General features: G+C 51.8%; 23 protein-coding genes, 1 pseudogene and 1 riboswitch. Of the genes and pseudogenes, 22 read left to right on the forward strand and 2 right to left on the reverse strand.

Annotation, left to right across the window (positions count from 1 at the left end; genetic code table 11):
* Positions 1-239: 239 nt before the first annotated feature.
* From BLO51_RS03675 to BLO51_RS03700, 6 genes and pseudogenes are all read left to right on the forward strand, one after another.
* On the forward strand, positions 240-461 hold the full coding sequence (locus BLO51_RS03675) for an SDR family oxidoreductase (protein WP_245719511.1): 222 nt from the start codon (positions 240-242) through the stop codon (positions 459-461).
* A gap of 201 nt (positions 462-662) precedes the next feature.
* Positions 663-1,406 (forward strand): SDR family NAD(P)-dependent oxidoreductase, encoded by a 744-nt coding sequence (locus tag BLO51_RS03680; RefSeq protein WP_090666962.1) that lies wholly within the window; start codon positions 663-665, stop codon positions 1,404-1,406.
* Between the two features lie 25 nt (positions 1,407-1,431).
* Complete coding sequence (locus tag BLO51_RS03685) at positions 1,432-2,763, forward strand: M20 family metallopeptidase (protein ID WP_090666965.1); 1,332 nt, start codon at positions 1,432-1,434, stop codon at positions 2,761-2,763.
* Positions 2,747-3,142 (forward strand): annotated as a pseudogene (locus tag BLO51_RS30960) (RidA family protein). Before BLO51_RS03685 ends, BLO51_RS30960 begins: the two are co-directional and overlap by 17 nt.
* Positions 3,143-3,153: 11 nt before the next feature.
* On the forward strand, positions 3,154-4,275 hold the full coding sequence (locus tag BLO51_RS03695) for an ROK family protein (RefSeq protein ID WP_090666967.1): 1,122 nt from the start codon (positions 3,154-3,156) through the stop codon (positions 4,273-4,275).
* Between the two features lie 19 nt (positions 4,276-4,294).
* Positions 4,295-4,960: an RraA family protein gene (locus BLO51_RS03700; RefSeq protein ID WP_090666969.1), complete on the forward strand. Its 666-nt coding sequence runs from the start codon at positions 4,295-4,297 to the stop codon at positions 4,958-4,960.
* Between the two features lie 46 nt (positions 4,961-5,006).
* On the opposite strand, the gene BLO51_RS03705 is transcribed toward BLO51_RS03700, so the two are convergent.
* Positions 5,007-5,351, reverse strand: coding sequence for a winged helix-turn-helix transcriptional regulator (locus tag BLO51_RS03705; protein WP_090666972.1), 345 nt, complete (start codon positions 5,349-5,351; stop codon positions 5,007-5,009).
* A gap of 146 nt (positions 5,352-5,497) precedes the next feature.
* Here BLO51_RS03705 and BLO51_RS03710 point away from each other — a divergent pair, with 146 nt between their 5' ends.
* The 7 genes from BLO51_RS03710 (at position 5,498) to BLO51_RS03740 (ending at position 12,536) form a co-directional block, all read left to right on the forward strand.
* Positions 5,498-6,259 carry a DODA-type extradiol aromatic ring-opening family dioxygenase gene (locus tag BLO51_RS03710; RefSeq protein ID WP_090666974.1) on the forward strand — a complete coding sequence of 254 codons (762 nt, stop codon included), beginning with the start codon at positions 5,498-5,500 and terminating at the stop codon, positions 6,257-6,259.
* 18 nt (positions 6,260-6,277) lie between these two features.
* On the forward strand, positions 6,278-6,697 hold the full coding sequence (locus tag BLO51_RS03715) for a DoxX family protein (RefSeq protein ID WP_090666976.1): 420 nt from the start codon (positions 6,278-6,280) through the stop codon (positions 6,695-6,697).
* 189 nt (positions 6,698-6,886) lie between these two features.
* Complete coding sequence (locus BLO51_RS03720) at positions 6,887-9,319, forward strand: EAL domain-containing protein (protein WP_090666978.1); 2,433 nt, start codon at positions 6,887-6,889, stop codon at positions 9,317-9,319.
* Between the two features lie 126 nt (positions 9,320-9,445).
* Positions 9,446-9,529, forward strand: a riboswitch (cyclic di-GMP riboswitch).
* A gap of 96 nt (positions 9,530-9,625) precedes the next feature.
* Positions 9,626-9,994, forward strand: coding sequence for a response regulator (locus BLO51_RS03725; protein ID WP_090667018.1), 369 nt, complete (start codon positions 9,626-9,628; stop codon positions 9,992-9,994).
* A 129-nt stretch (positions 9,995-10,123) separates the two neighbouring features.
* Positions 10,124-10,813 carry a metal-dependent hydrolase gene (locus BLO51_RS03730; protein WP_090666980.1) on the forward strand — a complete coding sequence of 230 codons (690 nt, stop codon included), beginning with the start codon at positions 10,124-10,126 and terminating at the stop codon, positions 10,811-10,813.
* A gap of 18 nt (positions 10,814-10,831) precedes the next feature.
* Positions 10,832-11,275, forward strand: a complete 444-nt coding sequence (locus tag BLO51_RS03735) for a GNAT family N-acetyltransferase (protein ID WP_090666982.1) — start codon at positions 10,832-10,834, stop codon at positions 11,273-11,275.
* Between the two features lie 178 nt (positions 11,276-11,453).
* Positions 11,454-12,536: a VanZ family protein gene (locus BLO51_RS03740; protein WP_090666984.1), complete on the forward strand. Its 1,083-nt coding sequence runs from the start codon at positions 11,454-11,456 to the stop codon at positions 12,534-12,536.
* Positions 12,537-12,677: 141 nt separating this feature from the next.
* Here BLO51_RS03740 and BLO51_RS03745 read toward each other — a convergent pair whose 3' ends face one another.
* Entirely contained in the window at positions 12,678-14,240 is a 1,563-nt protein-coding gene (locus BLO51_RS03745; RefSeq protein ID WP_090666986.1) for a sulfatase-like hydrolase/transferase, read from the reverse strand.
* 318 nt (positions 14,241-14,558) lie between these two features.
* Between BLO51_RS03745 and BLO51_RS03750 the strand changes: the two genes are divergently transcribed.
* The 9 genes from BLO51_RS03750 to BLO51_RS03785 form a co-directional block, all read left to right on the forward strand.
* Positions 14,559-15,284, forward strand: coding sequence for an FHA domain-containing protein (locus BLO51_RS03750; protein ID WP_174551189.1), 726 nt, complete (start codon positions 14,559-14,561; stop codon positions 15,282-15,284).
* Between the two features lie 29 nt (positions 15,285-15,313).
* A complete protein-coding gene (gene murA, locus BLO51_RS03755; RefSeq protein ID WP_090666988.1) occupies positions 15,314-16,606 on the forward strand; it encodes a UDP-N-acetylglucosamine 1-carboxyvinyltransferase in 1,293 nt (430 codons plus the stop codon).
* Positions 16,607-16,934: 328 nt separating this feature from the next.
* Positions 16,935-19,640, forward strand: coding sequence for a pyruvate, phosphate dikinase (ppdK, locus tag BLO51_RS03760; protein ID WP_090666990.1), 2,706 nt, complete (start codon positions 16,935-16,937; stop codon positions 19,638-19,640).
* 184 nt (positions 19,641-19,824) lie between these two features.
* Positions 19,825-20,268 (forward strand): nucleoside-diphosphate kinase, encoded by a 444-nt coding sequence (gene ndk / locus BLO51_RS03765; protein ID WP_090666992.1) that lies wholly within the window; start codon positions 19,825-19,827, stop codon positions 20,266-20,268.
* A gap of 142 nt (positions 20,269-20,410) precedes the next feature.
* Positions 20,411-21,526 (forward strand): aminopeptidase, encoded by a 1,116-nt coding sequence (locus tag BLO51_RS03770; RefSeq protein WP_090666994.1) that lies wholly within the window; start codon positions 20,411-20,413, stop codon positions 21,524-21,526.
* A 104-nt stretch (positions 21,527-21,630) separates the two neighbouring features.
* On the forward strand, positions 21,631-22,011 hold the full coding sequence (locus tag BLO51_RS03775) for a YmaF family protein (protein ID WP_090666996.1): 381 nt from the start codon (positions 21,631-21,633) through the stop codon (positions 22,009-22,011).
* 155 nt (positions 22,012-22,166) lie between these two features.
* On the forward strand, positions 22,167-22,913 hold the full coding sequence (locus BLO51_RS03780) for a GntR family transcriptional regulator (protein ID WP_245719512.1): 747 nt from the start codon (positions 22,167-22,169) through the stop codon (positions 22,911-22,913).
* Positions 22,862-23,017, forward strand: a complete 156-nt coding sequence (locus tag BLO51_RS30080; RefSeq protein ID WP_245719513.1) for a hypothetical protein — start codon at positions 22,862-22,864, stop codon at positions 23,015-23,017. The genes BLO51_RS03780 and BLO51_RS30080 overlap by 52 nt, the downstream gene beginning before the upstream one ends.
* 232 nt (positions 23,018-23,249) lie before the next feature.
* Positions 23,250-23,467, forward strand: a 218-nt coding sequence (locus BLO51_RS03785; RefSeq protein ID WP_167670099.1) for a helix-turn-helix domain-containing protein, incomplete at its 3' end; no start/stop codon positions are given.

The raw sequence follows: 23,467 nt of genomic DNA on the forward strand, positions 1-23,467 counted from the left end.
TTTGAAAATAAATAAAAGACAATTGTAAGCGGTACATTTTTTTGATTAAAAATTACAAGGTTGTAAAAGTAGGTTCAAAATGTTCAGATTGTTGGCGAATAAGTTGAGAATTTTAAAATAAGAGGAGGAAAAGAAAATGGGAATTATAGAAAAAATGAGATTGGACGGGAAGAAAATATTTGTAACAGGCGGAGCAAGAGGAATCGGAAAACGCTTTGCAATTGAGGGCGGATAAAAATGTGCGTGTCAATACGATCAGCCCGGGATATATGGCGACGGAGATGACACTGAATGATCCGGGATTAACGCCATTGATCAGTCAGTGGGAAAAATTGATTCCGGTACATAGAATGGGAAAACCGGAAGAGTTAGAAGCTATTGCCGTTTATCTTGCAGGAGATATGAGTTCTTATACAACAGGAGCGGACTTCCGCATTGATGGAGCTTACACTTGTTTTTAGTTGATCAGCAGCGAATTCTACAGCAGCATGCGCCTCCACTATGATGGGGGCGTTTATATGTTTAAGGACAGTGATTCACGTGACTTAAAAAAATATTGCTGTCTTATTGACAAAAGCGAAAGTATGATTTTATAATCTTTGTAAGTAAACTTAACTATCAATAAAACTATTTCGGTAATTCATAAGGAGGAGGAATCTGGAATGAGGTTGAAAGGGAAAACCGCTCTCATTACCGGTGGTACACTCGGAATCGGTAAAGCTATAGCCTTAAAGTTTGCCCAAGAAGGGGCTAAAGTAGCTATACTTGACTTGGAAGTTAACGAAGAATGGATGCAATCCTATAAAGGGGAAATGATGGGGATTGTATGTGATGTGCAGTATAAAAGTCAGGTCGATGCGGCAATTGCGCAGGTTACTGAGACTTTTGGACATATTGATATAGCTGTAATCAATGCAGGGATTTGCGAGTTGACCCCGTTTCTTGACATTACTGAAGAGGCCTGGGAAAGACACATCGCCATTAATTTAAAAGGGGCGTTTTTAGTTGGCCAAGCCGTAGCGAAACAGATGGTCGAAAGCGGGGTCCATGGTTCAATTATACATATGTCGAGCGTAAATGGAATGCGTGCGGAAAATACACAGGCGCATTACAACGCCAGCAAAGGAGGGTTGAATTTGCTTGCGATGTCCATGGCGGTCGAGCTAGCGAGTCATCATATTCGTGTTAATGCTTTATGTCCAGGATTTATCGCAACTCGCCTAACACAGGCTGAGATTGATAATGAAGCGGGGATAAAGGAATATCTTAAAACGATACCAATGAAACGAGTAGGGCTTCCAGAAGAAATTGCCGATGCGGCCGTGTTTATGGCATCAGATGAATCTCGATATATGACAGGGCATTGTCTGGTCATAGATGGCGGACAACTGATTAAATTGGCTTAAATATTGAACTCAGGGGTGCTTTAACTTGAAGGAAATATCCGATGAATTTCGCTGGTCGGTCGATCAATGGGTTACAGGTAAAAAGGATGAATTAGTTGGTTTTTTGAAAATCTTGATTCAAGTTCCCAGCGAAAACCGTCCACCAACAGGAAATGAGTTACCTGTCCAGCACTTGTTGGAAAAAAAAGTACGTGAACTTCGGTTTGAAACAGAGTTATATTCTCTGTCAAACGTCCATGGACTAATGGATCACGAAGCGTACTATCCGGGACGTGATTACACAAACCGCCCCAATCTCTTTGCTCGAATTCGTGGGACCGGTGGCGGAAGATCGTTGCTGTTTTCTGTACATTCCGATGTCGTCCCCGGAATTGACGGTGAATTTGAAGCGTTTTGTCCGGTTGAGAGGAACGGTCGACTATACGGCAGAGGCTCAAATGATATGAAAGGCGGGATCGCTGCGATTCTTACTGCATTTTCTTTTTTTTCGGAAAAAGAAATACCTCTAAAGGGCGATATTCTATTTGAAAGTGTAGTGGATGAAGAGATGGGAGGGGCTAACGGTACACTGGCAGGACGGATTCGTGATCATCATGCAGACGCTGTAATTATACCTGAACCAACCAATATGAAGGTTTGTCCATCGCATTTGGGCGGTGTGACATGGCGTATCACGTTGAAAGGAAAGGGTGGCATGGGATTCGGCGGTGAAAGCTTGTCTAATCCGATTTACGGAATCTCACGTATCGTCTGCGAAATTGAACGTTTTCACGATGAATGTAAAAATAAAGTTGCCTTTCGAACGAAGTCGGGTGAAGTCCTGACACCGAATGTAGTGCTCTCCTATATCAAAGGCGGCGATTTCGAACCGGGAATGGCTGACGGAATTCCGCAAACATGTTCAATCGAGGTATGGGTAGAGTGCCTGCCTGGGGAAACACTCCAAGATGTGGAACGGGACTTTAAAAACCGGTTACAAGCGTTGTGTAACGATCCGTCTATGCAGGCCTATGAAGTCTTCTGGGAACAGATCACTCGTTTTTTGCCCGGGAGCTTTGCAAAGACAGAACTTACTCCAATTCTTTGTTCTTTAGTGAGTCAAGAGTGTGGAGTGCCCGAAGAAGAGCATATGGCGCCTTTTGCATGTGACGCTTTTATGTTTAACCTATATTCGCCTTCACCTGCAATTATCTTAGGTCCTATCGGTGAAAATGCACATGCAGCAGATGAATTTGTTGATGTCGACAGTTTGATGAGGTTAACCAAAGTCTATATATTAGCTATTGCGAAATGGTGTAACATGTCGCCTTTAGGCATAATAAACGGAGAGGAAGATAGGTATGAAACAATGGGATGAAAGGGAAATTATTACTACGAATGCTCCACAAAATACGGGACCGTATTCGCAGGGGCTGATTGTTGGGCCGTTCGTATTCGTTTCCGGTCAAGGTCCGCTTGATCCATCAACGGGGGAAATTATCGAAGGTACGGTAGAAGAGCAAACGATTCTCACTTTTAAAAATATCGAAGCGATTTTAGCTGAAGCAGGCGGGACACTGAAGGATGTTGTTTAAGTAACGGTACATTTACAGGATATTAACGATTTTGATCGGTTTAGCAAAACGTACGAAACCATTTTTTCCGACACGGTAAAACCAGTAAGAACAACGGTAGGGAGTCAATTGGTCGGAATCAAGGTCGAGGCGGATGTAATTGCAATCGTTTCTGAAAGGTAGTGAGTCCAGTAATGTCTGATTTATCGGGAAAACCCGAGGTATTAAAAAAGATAAATACGGCTATGGTGCTTAATTTGATCCGAAAACAAGGGCCGATCTCACGTGCGGATATTTCCAAAGCATTAAACATCAGTCGTCCGACTGTCTCGAAACTGACGGCCGATCTGCTAAGCGATGGGGAAATCGTGGAGATAGGCGAGGGTGAATCAAAGGGTGGAAAGAAGCCGATATTGCTAAAACTCAACAGTAATAACGCATATGTTGTGGGGATACACTTATCCCATCCGGTTACCAAGATTGCTTTGGCAAATAACGCCGGGGAGATTTTGGTGCGCGAGGATATGAACACAGACTCTATAGAAAATATCACGGATGATCTATCCGAAATTATCCAAAAGTGTTTCCAATTCGCTGGATTACAAGTAAACCAGATTTCCTCGATTGCCATCGGAATTTCGGGAATGGCTAACCCGGATACGGGAGAAATCCTGCACGCCAGATTTATTTCCGGCTTAAAGGGACTACATTTAAAAAAGAATTTGGAGTCCAAGTTTAAAGTGCCCGTTTTCATAGACAACGACGTTTATATGGGGTTGATTGGGCAGGAGTCATTTCTTGAAAACAAACCATCCAGCATGGCTTTCGTGACGATTGGCGAGCTTGTGGGACTTGGTATGATGATCGAAGGGAAAGTATACCGGGGAGGGAGGTATGCTGCAGGAGAAATTGGCGATATGTTGATTAATGCTTCCCAGCAACTCTCCAACGGATTTCAAGCGGATGGCGGATATTTGGAACGGTGGCTGGAATGGAATAAGATTGAGCCGATTTTACTAGAAAACGATTCAGATGATATCGAGAAAAGCCAAATCGTGTCTCAATATCGATTCATGATTGCATGTTGTCTAAGTAATATCATCTGTTTGTACGACCCAGAACGAATCTTCATAGGTGGCAAGATTCTTAAAAGCAATCATCTGCCTGCCATTCAAGAATTGCTGCATCAAATCAATCCAAGGGCTCCCCTCTTAGAAACAACCTATTATAAAGGGGACACAGAATTAATGGGGAGTCTTTATATGGCAATCCAAATTCTTCATAAAAATTTAACGATCAACGAGAATCTTTTTTAAATTGGAGGGTAACACATCAATGAATTTTCAAGATGAAACGGTATGCTTTCAAATGATGAGGGAAAAACTTTATACTGCAGTCATTTGCGATATTTTGGATGAATTTGGTTTTCGCAATCAAGTGCTCGATCAAAACATTCGGCCTGTAAATGTGAATTGGAAAATTGTGGGACGTACAAAAACAATTCTGGCTGTGGATATATTTGAAACTTATGAGAATCCGTATGAGAAAGAAATTGAGGCTATTGACAGTGTTAAATTGAACGAAGTTATAATGATTGGAACGAACAATTCCAAACGCAGCGGTCTTTGGGGTGAATTATTGGCTACTGCGTCCAGAATGAGGGGAGCAACAGGAGTTATTTTAGATGGATTGATTAGAGATTCGGAGAAATTAATCAATATGGATTTCCCGGTATTTTGCAGTGGCTATAATCCATTAGATTCAAAAGGTCGCGAGTATGTTATCTCTTATGATTGTCCAGTTGAGGTTGGAGGGGTCTTGGTGCACCCTGGCGATGTCGTTTTCGGAGATCGAGATGGTATCGTTATCATCCCTAAAAAGGTATTTCCACAAACAGTGGAAAGGGCATTAGAAAAAGTCAATAACGAAAACATGATTCGAAATGAGTTGCTGGCAGGAAAGTTATTAAAGGAAGTATACGACCAATACAAAATGCTCTAAGTTTCTCAACACGCAAAGGCGCCAAGCGGCGCCTTTTTGCATGCTTTTATGGCGTAAGCGGATCGGCTGCAGGTTCCTCATCGAGCTCCACCCAGGCGCTCGTCCATTTCTCCAATTCCCGGAAGACGGGAGCCAGAGCGCGGCCTTTGTCCGTGAGAGAATACTCGATGCGAACGGGAGTTTCCGGATACACGTCCCGCTTTACAACCCCCTCGTGCTCCAAATCTTTTAATCGCTCCGATAGCAATCTTCCGCTGATCTGAAGGGCGGTCTCTATGGCACAGAACCGCTGAGGGCCCTTAAGCAGCTGATGGATGATAAGCCCGGCCCATCGTTTACTGACGATCCGCATGCCTTTTTCAAATCTGGGGCATACTGAATTCTGATTCATATCCCGTCACCTCGCTCTAGTTCTATTATACCGCATGATCAAATAAATTGTATAGTTGCAAACAAAAATATAGTTACTTGACATACTTTAATTATTATCATATACTTACTTACATAAAGTAACTTTATTACTTAGGGGGTAGCATGATGATTCCAGCGTTATTTTTAGCGCACGGCTCTCCGATGCTCGCTATCGAGCAGACGCCTTATACCGATTTTTTGGCGAAATTGGGTGAGCAGTACGAACCCCGGGCGATTGTCATCTTTACGGCGCATTGGGAAAGCGAGACGCTAACGATTTCATCGACGGACGATGTCTACGATACGATCTACGATTTCGGCGGGTTTCCGGATGAGCTGTACCAGGTCAAGTACCCGGCCAGAGGGTCCACAGCGATCGCGGCGATGCTGGAGCAAAAGCTGACGGCAAACGGTATCGAAGTCCGCACCGATTCGGCCAGGGGGCTTGATCACGGCTCTTGGACACTGCTCCATCGCATGTATCCAAAGGCGGATATTCCGGTAATCCAAGTATCGGTGAATCCTTGTCTTGCCCCTGAGCAGCAATACCGGATCGGCGAGGCGATTCGCGGGCTGGGACGGGAAGGCATTCTGGTGATCGGCAGTGGGGTAACCGTACACAACCTCCGGATGCTGAACTGGGGCCAGAAGACGCCGGAGCCATGGGCGGTTGCCTTCGACGACTGGCTGCTTGAGAAGCTGCAGTCCAGCGACTTGAATACGTTGTTCCATTATGCGGAACAAGCCCCGTATGCCCGTCAGGCCGTGCCGAGAGCGGAGCATTTCGTGCCGCTGTTCATCGCGATGGGAAACGGGGAAGAACAAGCTCAGGTGATCCATCGGAGCTACGATTTAGGCACGCTCAGCTATATGTGTTTGCAATTTTAAAATAAGGAGAGGGAACTTTTGAATAGGAAATATGAAGTGAGTCTACTGTTGATCCGGCTTGTGCTTGGCATTTCTTTTTTGGTTCATGGAGTGGTTAAATTTCAGAGCGGCATCGGCAACATCGCCGGTTGGTTCGAAAGCATAGGTCTTCCGGGCTTCGCTGCCTATGTCGTAGGAATTATCGAGGTGGTCGGAGGAATCGCCTTGATCCTGGGTCTTGGTACCCGGATCGTATCTTCTTTATTTGCACTGATCATGATCGGCGCTATCGTGAAGGCGAAATGGGCTGGCGGATTTTTGGGAAGTCCGGAGATGGCCGGGTACGAATTGGATTTGGCGTTCTTCGTCATGGCGCTCGCTTTGGCCATTGCCGGAAACTCGCTGCTGGCGCTCGACGGCTTGCTGTCCGCAGGCAGATCGAAGCGCCCCTCCGCGTAAATAACAGATCAAAGAGAGAAGCAGGTCTGCGCAGATCTGCTTCTTTTGCATGCCATCGAAAAGAAAAGCGCTCTTACCGGCATCTTCATTATATTCGAGCTATTTCGACAAAAAGATGTAGACGGTATATAGGCCTCGTAGGTATAATATAGAAAAGAAAAGGATCAAATTGGAAAGAAGGTAAAGACTATGCAGCAAATGATTGGCACCTATGATGGGTTTTTGGTCTTTCTTTCCTATGCGATCTCGGTCCTGGCTTCTTACACGGCATTGGATATGGGAGGCAGAGTCAAAGCGGCCCAGGGGCGTATCAGGTTAATATGGCTTAGCGGCGGGGCGCTGGCAATGGGGCTAGGGATCTGGTCGATGCATTTTGTAGGAATGCTTGCCTACCGGATGCCGATGGAGGTCCATTACGACGTTGCCCTTGTTCTGCTTTCGATGATCTTTGCCGTCATCGCTTCGTATATTGCTTTGGGCGCGGTCGGGGGAAGGCATTTTGGATGGCGGAATTGGATCGTCGGAGGTCTGTTTATGGCCTTCGGCATCGTAGGCATGCACTATACGGGAATGACGGCGATGAAGATGAACGCGGTCATTCAGTACAGCCCGCTGTACTTGGTCCTATCCGTTGTCATCGCACTGATCGCGTCCATGGTTGCGATGTGGCTGACCTTTCATTTTCGCGATGACATCGGCAGGTCCCGCATTTACTATAAAATCGGCAGCGGCTTTGTTATGGGTGCGGCGATTTCTGGCATGCATTACACGGGGATGGAGGCAGCCCGTTTCATCAGTCTGGATCATATGCATTGGATGAACAACGAGCTGAGCGTGGAAACGTCGTTGATTGCTTATGTGATCGTCATGATGACGCTGTTGCTGCTGGGGATTGCGCTTGTGACGTCGTTCGTGGACAAGAGGCTTGCCTACCATGCGGCCAAGCTTCACGAAAGCGAGCAGCATTTTCAATCGCTGTTTGATTATAATACGGATGCGGTGTTTTCCATTGATCTGGAAGGGCGGTTCATCGCCGCGAATCCGGCGGTCGAGGCGATTACGGGCTATTCGGCGGAGGAGACCGTTGGACGCAGCTTAAGCGGCATCTCGGAGCTTTGGAATACCGATGAGCTTGGCTGGAGGGTAGCGGAATCCATAAAGGGCATCCCCCAGAAGTTCGAAATGACCATCAAGCATAAGCAGGGGCAGGCAATCGATCTCAGCGTCACCTGCGTTCCCATTGTCGTGAACCGGGAGGTCACCGGACTGTTCGGGATATGTCAAGACATCACGGAAAAGAAACAAGCGGAGCGCCGGATTAACGACCTTGCTTACCGGGACGATCTGACAGGAATGCCGAACCGCCGTTATTTGCTGGAAACGTTGAACGTGCTGACGGAGGCGGAAGAAGAAACCGAAATGGCGCTTCTGGTCATCGATATCGACCGCTTCAAGCTGATCAACGATTCCATCGGGCAGAAGCAAGGGGACAGGCTGCTGCGGCAGCTGTCGGACCGTCTGTATCACGCCGCTGGTGAAGAGAAGGTCATCGCGCGAATCGGCAGCGACGAGTTTGCCGTGCTGCTGTGCGGGATTGCAGGAGGAGAGAGCGAAGCGGCCGTAGAAGCGCTGCGGCTTCACGAGAGGCTCCAGCGTCCCTTTACGCTGGGAGCGCACAAAGTGTATCTCAGCCTCACCATCGGCTACTCGGTGCAACCTGTCTCCGCTAACGGAGAAATGCTTCTGAAGCATGCCGATTCGGCGTTGTTTTATTCCAAAAAGCAAGGGCGCAACCGGGTACAAGCTTACTCCTCGGAAATGGACGAAGCATCCGAACAGAAGCTTGCGCTTGAAAACGGCTTGAGGCTTGCGCTGGAGCGGGATGAGTTCGAGGTGCACTATCAGCCGCAGGTGAATATGCAGGGCCGGGTGATCGGAGCCGAGGCGCTGGTGCGCTGGCGGCATCCCGAGCAAGGTCTCGTTTCGCCGGGACTATTCATCCCGGTCGCTGAGGAGAGCGGACTGATTCATCGGATCGGCGAATGTGTGCTGCGCATGGCCTGCCAGCAAAACAAATTGTGGCAGGAAGCCGGATTCCCGCCGATGCCCGTTTCCGTCAACCTGTCGAACAAGCAGTTCGAGCAGCCGCATTTGATCGAATCGATCCGGGAAGCGCTGCAGGAATCGGGTCTGGAGCCGAAATATCTCGATCTGGAAATTACGGAAAGCATGATGGCCGCGGACGCGAACAATGCGGAAACGACGCTGCGCCGGCTGAAGCAAATCGGCGTACAAGTCAGCATGGACGATTTTGGCACCGGCTACAGCTCGCTCAGCTACTTGAACCGGTTCCCGATCGACAAGCTGAAAATCGATCAATCGTTCGTACGCGACATTGCCTATGGGTCCAGCGGGGCGTCGATTGTCGCTACGATTGTAGCCATGGCGCACCATCTCGGCCTGCAAGTCATTGCGGAAGGCGTGGAGACACAGGAACAGATCGACTTTTTACGCGACAAAAAATGCGATTTGGTGCAAGGCTACTATTACAGCAGGCCGCTGCCGCCGGATGAATTTGAACGATTCTTGAAGAACATGGACCGTTCGGCCGAAACTGCGTAATCCCAAAGCATAAGGCCTTTCAAACGAAACTCTCAAGTGGCCGGAGTCGTTGCGAAGAGGTCTTTTTGTCCTGTACTTGTATTTTTCCCCCCGGATGCTTATAATACAATTTACAATCGATTTTTGTCACCGACATGGCAAACTTGGCGAAAGTCAAGGACGCAAAGCTACAGGGACTAAGGTGTAACACGATGTCAGCCAGCTGCCGAAGGACAAGAGGAAATAGTCAAACACGGCCTCCCTTTTGGCGTTTGGGGTGGTCTTATTTTTTTGTATACAAAAACAACGGGTTGGGGGCAATTCGGCGTGAAAAAAATCTTGATCGTGGACGATTCGCTATTCATGCGGATGATACTGAGAAACGTAATTCAGGAATTGGGTTACGAAACGGTAGCCGAGGCTAGCAATGGTCTGGAAGCGCTAACATTATACTCTGAGCTGAAGCCGGATCTTGTTACGCTTGACATTACGATGCCCGAAATGGATGGAATCACGGCACTGGAGGAGATCAAGAATATGGACCCCGACGCAAAAGTAATCATGGTGTCCGCTATGGGCCAGCAGGCACTGTTGATCCGGGCCGTCTCGATGGGAGCAAGCGACTTTATCGTCAAGCCGTTCAGCAAGGACCGGGTCCGGGAGGCTTTGAAGAAGGCGTTTGCGAGCCAGGATTGACGATGCATCGTGCAGCCGCGAAAGGAGCCGTCAGAAGCGGATGCCTTCTTTTGAGTTTCGCGTCATCTCTTTGGTACAATAGAATTCGTGTGAAAGCAACCATTCGAATCAAAAGAAGGAGCTGGTCGTATGGAAATTTGGTATCATGGTCATTCCTGCGTTCAATTGACTCACGGAGGACATTCCTTAATTATCGATCCGTTTATTTCCGGGAATCGTCTGGCTACAACCAAGCCCGAGGATGTGAAGGCGGAATATGTCCTCCTTACACACGGACATACCGACCATATTCTCGATACCGTGCCCATCGCCAAAAACAACAATGCAACAGTCATTGCAACGTTCGAGCTGGCGACGTACATGAGCTGGCAGGGCTTGAACACCTTCGCGATGAATATCGGCGGCAAAGCGTCGATCGGATTTGCGGAGATCGAGATGATTCAAGCGATCCACAGCTCGGGAATCGTACTGGAAGAAGAGAAGAAAATCATCTATGGGGGGATGCCCGGCGGATATGTGATCAAGTGGGACGGGCTGACGATTCTTCACAGCGGGGACACGGCGTTATTCTCCGATATGAAGCTGATCGGTCAGCGCCACAAGATTGATCTGGCGTTCCTGCCGATCGGCGACGTATTTACGATGGGACCGGACGATGCGGCCTTAGCCGCCGAGTGGCTGGGCGCAAGAACGGTCGTGCCGCTTCATTTCAATACGTTCCCGCCGATCGTTCAGGATGCGGACCGTTTCGCCGCCGGACTTCGGGTTAATGGCATCCAGAGCCGGGCATTGCAGCCGGGAGAAAAACTTACGTTATAGCTTGGGGGAAAAGACATCATGGATTTGAGCATCGTGCCAGTACATACAGAAGAACAGCTTCGCGACTGCTTTGCCGTACGTGTTCGCGTGTTCGTGGAAGAGCAAGGGGTTTCGCCGGAAGAAGAGATAGACGAATACGATGCTTCGCCAAGCGCGGCAAGGCATTTTCTGATCAAGAACGGAAATGAGCCTGCAGCGGCTGCCCGCTGGATCATGTACGACGGGAAGACGGCCAAGCTCCAGCGGATTGCCGTAATGAAGCCGTACCGCGGATACGGGCTCGGACGCCAGATCATTCAGGCGATGGAAGAGGACGTACGGACGCAGGGCGTTCCGACGATCATCCTGGACGCTCAGACCCATGCGGAGGCGTTTTACGAGAAATTAGGCTACAAAACGATTTCGACCGAACCGTTCCTCGACGCCGGAATCTGGCACGTGCGTATGCGCAAGGAGCTGTAAAAAAGTTTTAGCGGGACAGGCCATTTTTGTACAAAATCGCATGACACGCTGGTTTTCAGCGTGTTTTTTTGCGTATGCAGGGTGACAATAATGTCATTAATGTAAGCCGAATCTATGGGAAGACCGCCGTATTTCCATTATAATTTTATCAAATATTACAGCATGGGTGTGAACAACAATGCTTCAAGCTTATTTGTTTCCAATCGGCTACGCGTTGCAGACGTTTCCGCTGCTCGCGTTCGTTTTTACGCTGCCGTTTCTGATCGTGCAGTACCGGAAATACGGCTATGTCAATAAAATACGCGTCATTGTCCTGTATTCGTTTTTATTGTACTTATTGTGCGCCTTCTACTTGGTCATCCTGCCGCTGCCGGATACCCGGCATACTTGCTCCGGGACGGCGAGCTCGTTCAATCTATGGGCACCGTTCCAGTTTGTACGTGATTTTCTGCGGGAAACGGGCCTGCAGTGGGACAATCCGGCAACCTATCTTAAGGTGTTCGGGGAACGGGCATTTCTGCAAGTGGCATTCAATGTGCTGCTGCTTGTCCCTCTGGGCGTGTTTTTACGCTATTATTTCCGGCGCCACATTCTCCGGACGACGATTACGACGTTTCTGGTGTCGCTGTTTTTTGAAGTGACGCAGGGAACGGGGCTGTACGGGATTTATGATTGCCCCTACCGTCTGTTCGATGTGGACGATCTGATGCTTAACACGGCAGGCGGCCTGGTCGGTTATGCCGTTGCTCCATGGCTGACGGCCTTTATGCCCAAGAGCGATACACTGGACGAAGGCGTCGATCTGTCCGTTACGCGTGTCAGCTACACCCGCCGTTTTGTCGCATGGCTGATCGACTGGGCGGTATTGTCGCCGTTCGTTCTATTTTTCCTCGGGCGGCATATGCTGCTTCCCGTCGCAGGGGCCGTCCTCTTCTATTTTGTCGTCGTGCCATACTTGACCGAAGGCAGGACGCTGGGCAAGCGGATCGTGCGCATTCGCTTGAACGGAAGGGATGGCGGGTTGACGCTGCACGCGCTTTTGGTCCGCTGCGTTTCCTTGTATTTTGTGATTGGCGGTCCTAATGTGCTGTTTATCAGCGGTGAAAAGAACAACCTTCCTTCGATGGTGATGATCCCGTTGCTGCTTGTCGCAGGGCTCCTGAACCTTGTCTTCGGCATCCATGCGCTGCTCTGCTTCGTGCGGCGGGACAGGATACTGTTCTACGAGCGGTGGAGCGGGACGAAGCATTCGATAACATAGAAACCCGATGTTGAAGATGGCCTTGAGGCGCCGTTGTTGAATACGGCAAAGCGACGCTGGCCCGGGCGGACAGCTGCGCTTCGTCCATTTCCCGGGCAAGCGCAGAAGTCGACATGGTTCTACAGTGCGTATGCACGGCTTTTAGTGTTTATTTTCTTGCACAGGTAACTTTACGATTCGCGAGGCTGCAAGCACCTGGTTCTTGGAATCAACGACGCAGACCTGAACGTCAAGCATTTCGGCTTTGGCCGTCATTGCCTTCGGCAGATTGACGCTAAGCGAGGATTCGCTCTTCCAAGTCGTCTGCTGCGGTTCGCCATTGATGAATACGGTGCTGCCAAGGCCGTATCTTCCGCCATGTATGGTAAGCTGCGATCTTCCGAAAGCATTGCCCCCGACGGTTAAGGAAGCGGGGCTTACCCGTTCGATCAGCGGTTCGCCATAGCCTAGGATAAACGGATCTCCTTTCGTATTACCGCCCGCCGCATTTGAGCTTCCGCTGCTTGCGGACGCCTGCTTCTCCAACTCCAGGATGGCCTTCTGCTTAGCCTCGTACTGCTGTACCCGATTAACGTCGATGTTCATCGCTTCATAGTATGCTTTCGGCGGCAGCACCGGCATTTTTCGGTACAGGTCGGACAAGTAGTCCGTGTACGGACTACCCGGCCGCTTCGCCAGATTCAAAATGTATGGCCCGAGAAACGACGGGCTCATATGCAGTTCCTCTTTCGCTTCCTTCGGCAAATAGTTGCTCCAGATGACGACGGGAGTGTTATGCATTTTTTCCAAGAAGTCGGGGTCGTCCTCGCCGCTGATGTAATTCGATTCCTTATAAACCAAGAGCTTTTCCAAAGAAGGGAGATGATCGCCGAAAAATACAATGATCGTCGGCTCCTTCAACCTGCTGAAATGCAGAACCAGCTCCTGCAGCGCCCGGTCGGCGCCAGACAAGCCTTGCGCATACGTCTCGGCAATGCCTGTGGCAGCCTTGGACATATGGCCTTTCACTTCGATATGGTTCTTTTTAAACTTGTCCGGCCAGTAATGATAATGGTTTTCCATCGTATTGGCAAAAATGAAGTTTGGGCCGGGACTTCGTTCGGACTCCTCAATAATGCGCCGCACGACGGCGTGATCTCCGATGTAAGGACCGAAATATTCGTCCGGATTGAAATACTCCAGACTGATGAAGCGCGAAAACCCGAGATGCTTGTAAACCTCCGAGCTGTTGAAGAACCAATGGTAAAACGGACTGATCGCCGTTGTCGTATAGCCTTGTCCCGATAACAGGCTGGCCAGCGAAGCGGTTGGCTGCTTGATGTACTGCTCGTACGGAATGGAACCCTCCGGGAAAAAGCGCATCGAATGCCCGGTCAGCACTTCCAGCTCGACGTTGGCCGTACCGCCGCCAAACATCGGGGAAAGCAGCGTGCCGTGGGTGAATTTCTCCTGCAGCGCATGAAACATCGGCGCCGGGTCCTTGCTGAATTGCAGGCTATTGATCTGAGTGATGTCCCAAAATGCTTCGCTGAGCAGGATGATGATGTTCGGGGGCTTTTGCAGCTCTTCAGGCGTCCACGCGGTTTGAAGTTCAATCTCGGGCGGCGGCAGAGGGACGGGAGGTCGAATGTAGTCCGAAGCTTGCAAAATAATGAGAAGAAACAAGCCGCAGGTCAAAGCCGTAAGGCGAAGAAACAAAGGCATAGGCGTATCTCCTGTTTGAATACGTTTTCGTTAAATTATTATACCACGGACATTCGTCTTGTAGATAGTGCGGTGCATCAGGGTCGTTGTAGAGCTGCATACTGCCACATGGAATAAATCCGCTAGTGCCCGGACCGCTGTCCGCTTCCCATAAGAAGCATTCGGCGAAGCGGGCTTTTTTATGCGCTCCGCTTTTCCCTGACAAGGTCGTATTACCGAAATATAACTGATGCGTCAGCGTAGCCTATTTTCCTTCAAGGCTGAAATAAGCTATGATGATAGGAGGTCAACTTATTTTTATCGACCGCACAACGACGAATGGCCGCTGTGCAGCACTCGGAGGGAACGAAACTGGATACATTCGCTTGTCTTTATGTGATTCGCGGAGAGCCTTTCCGCTCGGGAACGTGCCTCAATCTGACCGCCGCTGAAACGGTTATCGGCAGGGCATCGAATTTGTATTCTCCGGACTTTGCTTTTTCGAACGCGTTTATTTCCCGTAAACATATAGTGATCCGAAAAGAAGAGGAGCGTGCGGTCCTGTACGATCTGGGCAGCATGCACGGCACGGAAATCAACGGTGTGATCGTCGAACCGAATCAACCGTATCCGCTAAAATCGTTTGATATCATCAAGCTGGCCAAAGGAATGACGGTACTGCATTTCTCATATCTTTTCGCCGATCAGACGCTGGAATTCGAGCCGCTCAGCATTACGCAGCGTTGGGACGAGCCGAGCGGCCCGCTGACGATCCATTGGGAGAAGCGGGAGTGCGTGGTTGACGGGAAGCGGATTGCAATGTCCGAGAAAGAATTTTTGCTTATTCAGCTGTTGTACGATCATGCCAATCGGCTCGTGCCGATTGCCGAAATCAAGCAGGCCGTATGGCCGGAGCGCTCGGTCGGCGAGGACGGGATTCCGGATGTGACGATGGACGAATTGAATGCGCTGGTGTACCGGATTCGTAAAAAATACGGCAAAGACACCTTTCTCATCAGTGCGGTTCGCGGCAGCGGATACGTGCTGGAGCTTCATAACAAATAACGACATCTTCGGAAAGTGGGTAAGGGTCAATGAGATGGATTGAAGTGGAACCTGCCGGCCCGCTGAACGGCTGCGTACATATTCCCGGTTCTAAAAACAGCTCACTCGCCTTGTTGGCCGCCGCCTCACTGGCGGACGGTCTGGTGACGCTGGAGGGTATTCCGAATATCGACGATGTGAAATTGATCGCCCAGATCGGCAAAGACATCGGTATGGCAGTCACCCGCCGCCCATCCGGCGAAATTGTGCTGGACCCGCGCTACATCCACAGCGCAATCATCGATCCGGGCAAGGCGTCCGCTTACCGGGCATCCTACTATTTTGCCGGAGCTTTGCTTGCCAAATTCGGTCGGGTGACGGTCGGGTTTCCGGGGGGAGACAACTTTGTCTCCAGACCGATCGACCAGCATATGAAGGCGTTCCAAGCGCTGGGCGCGACGGTGAAGCTCCGCGAGGATCACTATATTGTGGAGGCAAAAACGCTGCGCGGGGCGGATATTTACTTCGACACCGTGACTTCAGGCGCAACGATCAACGCCATTCTGGCGGCGGTCCGCGCTCAAGGCCGGACGAATCTGTATCATGCCGCAGTCGATCCGGAGGTCGTCGATACGGCAGCGTTCCTGAACGGTCTGGGCGCGCGCATTTACGGCGCAGGGACGGACCGTATACGGATTGAGGGCGTGCCTTACCTGAACGGGGGAAGGCATACCGTGATTCCCGACCGGCTCGTCGCCGGGGCATTCTTGATGAGTGCGGGCATCACCGGCGGTAGCGTGACCGTGAAGGATGTCATTCCCGAGCACCTCGGGGCGTGCATCGCCAAGCTGAGTGAGACGGGGCTTGAGATGGAGTGGGACGAAAACAGCATTACCGCACGCAGTACCGGCCAGATTCGCGCGACCCGGGTCCGCGCAACGATGTATCCAGGCTTCGCTACGGACCTCCAGCAGCCGATGACGGCTTTGCTGACGCAGGCCAAAGGCAAGAGCATCGTCACGGAACGGGTGTACCCGAACCGCTTCAATCACGTGCCGCAGCTTCGGCGTATGGGAGCCGAGATCGAGGTCCGCGGAGAAAGTGCTTTTATTCAGGGCGGGCGGCCGCTTATCGGCGATTGGGTGCATGCGACCGATGTGCGCGCGGGCACGTGTCTGGTGCTGGCGGGACTCGCAGCCGAAGGCTGCACGCGCATTACGGGCGTGGAGCATCTGGAGCGCGGCTACGAGGATGTGATCGGCAGCTTCCGCGCGCTGGGCGCCGGGCTTTCGCTGCATGAGCGGGAGACGGAGCAGGATGGCCGGGCTGCCGGGATGGCGTGAGAAAATCATCGAAACGGATTGGGCGAGCTTTATTCTGCCCCAACGAAACCTCTCTGCGGAGAGGTTTTTTGCTGTTCGGCAGCTTCCGCCGACAGGACATGTCGGATTATTTCATCTCCAAGCTTTATCGGACGACGTTACTTTTTCCTGCTTACGGCACCGCAGAAGTCATGATAAATAGTGTGTATTAAATATAAATAATACACACTATTTACAATGGAATAAAGCTATGGTATGTTTTATACATCATTAAACATCCATAACGCTCCATGTGTGTGCTCGCGGTCTGCGTACCGTAGGTTCTAAAATGACGGGAGGATTATCAATCATGCAAATTTTAGTGCCGTTTCATTCGGGTCATGCTGGCTTAAAGCAGCTTCTCGGCGGAAAAGGGGCCAATCTAGCAGAGATGACGAACGCCGGTTTGCCGGTGCCGCCGGGCTTTACCATTACGACGGATGTGTGCCGCTCCTACTACGAAGCAGGCAAGCAGCTTCCGGCGGGGCTGATGGAGCAGGTCCACCAAGCGATGCGGGAGCTGGAGCAGGCGAAGGATCAAGGCTTCGGCGATCCAGCCAAGCCCCTGCTCGTGTCCGTCCGGTCGGGCTCGGTGACTTCGATGCCCGGTATGATGGATACGATTCTCAACCTGGGCTTGAACGACGAAACGGTGCAAGGGCTGGCGGCATTGACCGGCAACCCGAGATTTGCGTTCGATTGTTACCGCCGTTTGATCCAAATGTTCGGCAACGTCGTGTTCGACATCGAAACGTATCAATTCGAACGGCTGCTGCATCACCTCAAGCAGCGGTTAGCGGTAAGCCAGGACAGTGAAGTAAGCGCTGAAGGCTGGACGGAGCTGATCGGAGAGTACAAGACGGTGATTCGCAAGGAAGCGGGACGCGAGTTTCCCCAGCAGGTGGAGGAGCAGCTCGAGCTGGCCATTGAAGCGGTATTCCGTTCGTGGAACAATGCGCGGGCACAAGTATATCGCAAGGTGCACCAGATTCCCGACGAACAAGGAACGGCCGTCAACATTCAGACGATGGTGTTCGGTAATATGGGCGGCGACTGCGGGACAGGCGTCGTGTTCACGCGGAATCCTTCTACCGGGGAACCCGTGCTGTACGGCGAATACTTGATGAATGCGCAAGGGGAAGACGTCGTAGCCGGCGTACGGACGCCTGTTCCGATTGCGAAGCTCGGCGAGGAAATGCCGCTAGTTTTTGAACAGCTCGTGCGGACGGCGGAGAAGCTGGAACGGCATTATACGGATATGCAAGATATCGAATTTACGGTTGAGCAGGGCAAGCTCTACCTGCTGCAAACGCGAGACGGCAAGCGGACGGCCCAAGCTGCGGTCAAAATCGCCGTCGATCTGGTGCGCGAGGGTGTGATCGATACCGGCGAAGCGGTCAATCGCATCGAGCCGTTTCATCTGGATCAGCTGCTGCACCGCGCGATCGATACCGACAAGCCGCTGCATGTGCTGGCAGCCGGCCTGCCGGCGTCGCCGGGAGCCGCTTCCGGCGTCGCGGTGTTCGACGCGGACACGGCCGAGGCATGGGCCCGCGCGGGCCGCAAAGTCATCCTCGTGCGCTCGGAGACGACACCGGAGGATATTCACGGCGTGCTGGCGGCCGAAGGCGTGCTGACCAGCCGGGGCGGCATGACCAGCCATGCGGCGGTCGTTGCCCGCGGGATGGGCAAGCCGTGCGTCTGCGGCTGCGAGGCGCTGCGCTTGACGGATCGGGCCTTTGCCGTGACGACCGCTGACGGAGAAACCGTCACGGTACGGGAGGGCGAGGCGCTTTCCATCGACGGCGCGACCGGACGGGTCATCCTCGGCGAAGTCAGCTTGCGCGAGCCCGAGCTGACGGGCGAGCTGCAGGAGCTTCTCGCTTGGGCGGACGAGATTCGCACGCTGGAGGTGTATACGAATGCCGACACGCCGGAGGACGCGGCCAAGGCGCGCAGCTTCGGCGCCGAAGGCATCGGGCTATGCCGGACGGAGCACATGTTCATGAGCGCCGAGCGGGTGCCGGTCGTGCAAGCGATGATTTTGGCGGAGACGGAGGAAGAGCGGGCGGAAGCGCTGGCGAAGCTGCTGCCGATGCAGCAGGAGGACTTCGAGGGCATTTTCCGGGCGATGGACGGACTGCCGGTGACGATTCGCCTGCTCGACCCGCCGCTGCACGAATTTTTGCCGAATATGGAGCAGTTGGTTGTCGAGCGCGAGCGCTTGAACGGCCAGCCGGATGCGGATCCGGACCGTAAGGAGCGTCTGGAGAAGCTGCTGCGCAAAGTACGGGGGCTGCATGAGATGAACCCGATGCTCGGTACCCGGGGCTGCCGTCTCGGACTCGTGCTGCCGGACATTTACGAGATGCAGATTGAGGCCGTTTTCCGCGCCGTGCTCAGTTGTCTGCGCGAGCAACTCGACGTACGGCCGGACATTATGATTCCGCTGGTCGGCCATGCGAACGAGCTGAAGCGGATGCGCGAGCTCGTGACCCGCAAGGCGGATGAAGTGCTCGGCGAGATCGCCCACACGTTCCGCTACCGCGTCGGCACAATGATCGAAGTGCCGCGGGCCGCCGTTACGGCAGGGGACATTGCGCAGCACGCCGATTTCTTCTCGTTTGGCACGAACGATCTGACGCAGATGACGTTCGGCTACAGCCGGGACGACGCCGAAGGCAAATTTTTGACGCATTACGTGGAGACGAAGCTGCTTCCCGACAATCCGTTCCAAGTGCTGGACCGGGACGGCGTCGGAACGTTGATCGAATGGGCGGTCGAGCGCGGACGCGCCGTGAAGCCGCAGCTCAAGACCGGCATTTGTGGCGAGCACGGAGGCGACAAGCAGTCGATCTTCTTCTGCCACGGAGTGGGGCTGGATTATGTCAGCTGCTCGCCATACCGGGTGCCGCTCGCCAGAATCGCCGCTGCGCAAGCGCAACTGGCTTTGGGAAGCGCAACGTCGCCGGAGACGGCTTCGGAAGAACCCGTCACGTCCGGCCGGAGCACTTAAGCAACAAGGCGCATCGAACAAGATCATACGCCGCCTGCATGGGCAAGGGTGCAGGCGGCGCTCTTGTGTCTTGTTCCGGAACCCTCGAACGAATGGGGAATAAAGGAAAAGATTATACTGGGATGCACACAGCTTCCAGTGTAAGATTAGCAATCTATCATTTTAGAAACGGAGTAAAACGAACATGGAAAAAACATTTTTGATGATCAAGCCTGACGGCGTACAGCGGGGGTTGATCGGCAAGCTGGTGCAGCGCTTTGAGGATAAAGGCTTTCAACTCATCGGCTCCAAATTGATGGTCATCACGAAGGAGCAAGCGGAAACCCATTATGCCGAGCATAAGGAAAAGCCGTTTTTCGGCGAGCTGGTTCAATTTATTACCTCCGGTCCGGTCTTTGCGATGGTATGGCAGGGCGATAACGTCATTGCGCTGTCCCGCGCCATGATGGGCAAGACGAATCCGCTGGACGCGGCGCCGGGAACGATCCGGGGCGACTACGCGGTTCATACCGGCAACAACATTATTCACGGCTCCGATTCTCAGGAAAGCGCCGAACGGGAAATTGCCAACTTTTTCAGGGCAGAAGAGCTTTTGGCTTATGACCGGGCGCTGCAAAGCTGGATTTAGCCGTCCGGCAATAGCTTTCCTCAAAATGTAAAATAATCGCGATCTTTTGTCCGAAAACCTTCATTAGGGTTTGAACTTTCCGCGAAAATTTGGTACGTTGAGAAGGTGAGTTCAGATGCTGTCCCCAAAGGAGAGAAAGAAGATGCGAGATCCACGATTGCAGCAGTTTGCGAGAAACCTGGTACGGTATTCCGTCGACCTTCAGCCGGGTGAGAACATCCTGATTGAAATGATCGGCCTTCGCGATCAGGAATTGACCAAGTGTTTAATAGAAGAGGTGTATGCGGCAGGCGGACATCCGTTCATCGAATTCCGCTATCCCGAAGTTACGCGCAAGCTGATGCTTGGCGGCAACCAGGAGCTGTACGAGCGGATGGCGGCCATCGAGCTGGACCGCATGAAGCAGATGCAAGCGTACATTGCCGTTCGCAGCGGCGATAACATCACCGAAACGTCCGATGTGCCTGAGGACAAGCTGCGCTTATTCATGAAGGTGTATCAGCGTCCGGTCGTCGACCAGCGGGTCAATCATACGAAATGGTGCGTGATGCGTTACCCGAACCCGTCGATGGCGCAGCAAGCGAATACGAGCACCGAGGCGTTCGAAGATTTTTATTTCCAAGTGTGCAATCTCGATTACAGCAAAATGTCCGGGGCCATGGACGCGCTTGTCGAGCTGATGAACAAGACGGACAAGGTGCGGCTCGTCGGACCGGGCACCGATCTCAGCTTTTCGATCAAGGACATTCCGGCGATCAAATGCGCAGGTCAGTTCAATATTCCGGACGGCGAAGTATTCACTGCGCCCGTAAAGGATTCGGTCAACGGCGTCATCTCTTATAACGCTCCGACGATTTATATGGGAACTTCGTTCGAGAACATCACGCTCCGCTTTGACAACGGCAAAATTGTTGAGGCGACGGCGAACAATACCGCCAAGCTGAACGAAATTTTGGATATCGACGACGGAGCACGCTTTGTTGGCGAGTTCGCGATCGGCGTCAATCCGTACATACAGCATCCGATGAAAGACATTTTGTTCGACGAGAAAATCGACGGCAGCATCCACTTTACGCCGGGTAACGCTTACACGGATGCGGATAACGGCAACCGGTCCTCGGTTCACTGGGATATTGTGCTGATCCAGCGTCCGGAATACGGCGGCGGCGAAATTTATTTTGACGATCGTCTGATCCGCAAGGACGGCCGCTTTGTCGTGCCGGAGCTGGAGAAGCTGAATCCCGAGCATCTGAAATAGGGCGGGCAGCGGCCCGTTTCCAAGCTTAGACGAACGCCCATACGGCCCAAGCTTTCTTCTCATACGATGGAGTACGATTCATCATGGAGAAGAGGTTGGTGCATATGGACATTCCCGTTACGGGATTCGTGGTTCATTCCGACGGCGAAGATCCTCGTCACGCACACAGGCTTTATATTACTTCATGGGACGGTCGGCCCGTTCACGTTCATCCTTTTTCGGGAGCGACTTCGTACAATGACGGGCATCTTCATTATTATGCCGGCATGACTGAGCCCGCGCCGAGCAACCCTCGGCATGTTCATGGCTATTACGCCGTCACTTCGTTTAACGACGGTCATACCCATACGATCCGGGGCGTAACAGGTCCGGCCATTCCACTACCCGGCAGAGGACATTATCACTATTTCGAAGGGTATACGACCGTAAACGGCATGAGACCGCACGCCCACGCGTACAAAGGCAACACCGGCAATGAGGTATAACACCCGTACCCCAAAAAACGCATGTTTCGGCGCAAGCTCGGAGCAGGCGTTTTTTGGGGTGCACATAAGTTTGAAAATCTTGGGTGCATTGACATCGTACCCGCCATTATATAAACTGAAAACCAGTTTATTCGACAGGCAGGAGGGATATGGCGATGCCGAAAAAGCCAAGCCGCACGACGTTTCATAAGCGTCTGGATCATATGGTTACACTGCTCAGAGAAGACATCGTCAGCGGCAAGCTCTCCGTTGGAAAATACCTGCCATCCGAGATGGAGCTCGGCAAGCAGTACCAGCTCAGTAAAAATTCCGTCCGCAAAGGACTGGATATGCTGGTGGACGAGCAGTTGATCGAGAAGGTACTGAGAGTCGGTAACCGGGTCAGCAGCCCCGCGGTCCAAGGCAGCGTCACGATCAAGCTGGGGTATTACCCCTCCGTCATGGAACAGATGGACTTGAACCGGCTGCTGTCGGATTTTCATGTCGCTTATCCGCATATCCGGGTTCAAACGGTGGCCCTTCCTTACGAGAACTATGCGCAGGCGATTGAAGAATATATGAAGGGCGGTATGGTCGACGTATTTACGATCAACTATGCCGATTATCAGCCTGTGGTCGACAGCGGTTGGCAGGAGTGGTTGGAGCCCATGAGCCCGCCCGCCGGGCAGTATCCGTTTCTGCAAAGCGCCTTCAAGCATCGCGACCGGTACTTGGCGCTGCCGTTTGCGTTTTCCCCGGTCGTGCTGTGCTATAACTGCGATCACTTTGCCGACAAAGGGCTGGAGGAGCCGGACAGAAGGCTGCGGAGTGGCGTGGGAAGGGAGCGGTCAAGCATCCGTCGCGTTACTCCATGTACCGAGAAATTATTCCGTCGTTCCGCTGGACGACGGACATTCATCTGAACACAAGGCAGGTGGATGCGATGCACCGGGAGCTGAAGTGGTTCTGGTCCCGGATGGAAGAGGAAGATACGATTTGCCGTCGGCTCGAGGAGGCGTTGACCTGAGGAGCCGGACGGCTTTTCTTTTTCTGCAGGTGGGCTGTGTCGTCCGGTTACTACCCGCTATATTTTTTGATGAGAAGGCTGACAGCGCTTTCTGATGTCGTTATAGTATAAATAAAAAACCAGATATGATCTATATAAGTTGAACTAAAGACCTTAGAAATCTATGGTAAGGAAATTCATACCTACTTGTCGAATAAGTAATGAAACATGAACAGACAGGCAGGGAATGAAGATGGAAAACGCACAAAAATTAGAAGAAGTTAAGCAAGCGATGAAAAAAGCAAAAGATCGCCGCATGTACGAGCGTTATCAGGCGCTATATTTATATTTGCAAGGTACCCGGGCGGAAGCGATTGCGCCTATTTTAAACCGAAGCGTTCAAACGGTAAAAGGCTATATTCAAGCTTATCAAACAGGTGGTCTTTCCGCTTTGAAAATGAATCATTCACC

Source organism: Paenibacillus tianmuensis, from assembly GCF_900100345.1.
Classification (GTDB): domain Bacteria; phylum Bacillota; class Bacilli; order Paenibacillales; family NBRC-103111; genus Paenibacillus_G; species Paenibacillus_G tianmuensis.

Bases quoted from the DNA above. Each gene is read 5' to 3' on its own strand.
- BLO51_RS03680 (WP_090666962.1), top strand. From the start codon at position 663: ATGAGGTTGAAAGGGAAAACCGCTCTCATTACCGGTGGTACACTCGGA.
- BLO51_RS03695 (WP_090666967.1), top strand. From the start codon at position 3,154: ATGTCTGATTTATCGGGAAAACCCGAGGTATTAAAAAAGATAAATACG.
- BLO51_RS03700 (WP_090666969.1), top strand. From the start codon at position 4,295: ATGAATTTTCAAGATGAAACGGTATGCTTTCAAATGATGAGGGAAAAA.
- BLO51_RS03705 (WP_090666972.1), bottom strand. From the start codon at position 5,351: ATGAATCAGAATTCAGTATGCCCCAGATTTGAAAAAGGCATGCGGATC.
- BLO51_RS03710 (WP_090666974.1), top strand. From the start codon at position 5,498: ATGATTCCAGCGTTATTTTTAGCGCACGGCTCTCCGATGCTCGCTATC.
- BLO51_RS03720 (WP_090666978.1), top strand. From the start codon at position 6,887: ATGCAGCAAATGATTGGCACCTATGATGGGTTTTTGGTCTTTCTTTCC.
- BLO51_RS03730 (WP_090666980.1), top strand. From the start codon at position 10,124: ATGGAAATTTGGTATCATGGTCATTCCTGCGTTCAATTGACTCACGGA.
- BLO51_RS03735 (WP_090666982.1), top strand. From the start codon at position 10,832: ATGGATTTGAGCATCGTGCCAGTACATACAGAAGAACAGCTTCGCGAC.
- BLO51_RS03740 (WP_090666984.1), top strand. From the start codon at position 11,454: ATGCTTCAAGCTTATTTGTTTCCAATCGGCTACGCGTTGCAGACGTTT.
- BLO51_RS03745 (WP_090666986.1), bottom strand. From the start codon at position 14,240: ATGCCTTTGTTTCTTCGCCTTACGGCTTTGACCTGCGGCTTGTTTCTT.
- BLO51_RS03750 (WP_174551189.1), top strand. From the start codon at position 14,559: ATGGCCGCTGTGCAGCACTCGGAGGGAACGAAACTGGATACATTCGCT.
- murA (WP_090666988.1), top strand. From the start codon at position 15,314: ATGAGATGGATTGAAGTGGAACCTGCCGGCCCGCTGAACGGCTGCGTA.
- ppdK (WP_090666990.1), top strand. From the start codon at position 16,935: ATGCAAATTTTAGTGCCGTTTCATTCGGGTCATGCTGGCTTAAAGCAG.
- ndk (WP_090666992.1), top strand. From the start codon at position 19,825: ATGGAAAAAACATTTTTGATGATCAAGCCTGACGGCGTACAGCGGGGG.
- BLO51_RS03770 (WP_090666994.1), top strand. From the start codon at position 20,411: ATGCGAGATCCACGATTGCAGCAGTTTGCGAGAAACCTGGTACGGTAT.
- BLO51_RS03775 (WP_090666996.1), top strand. From the start codon at position 21,631: ATGGACATTCCCGTTACGGGATTCGTGGTTCATTCCGACGGCGAAGAT.
- BLO51_RS03780 (WP_245719512.1), top strand. From the start codon at position 22,167: ATGCCGAAAAAGCCAAGCCGCACGACGTTTCATAAGCGTCTGGATCAT.
- BLO51_RS30080 (WP_245719513.1), top strand. From the start codon at position 22,862: ATGTACCGAGAAATTATTCCGTCGTTCCGCTGGACGACGGACATTCAT.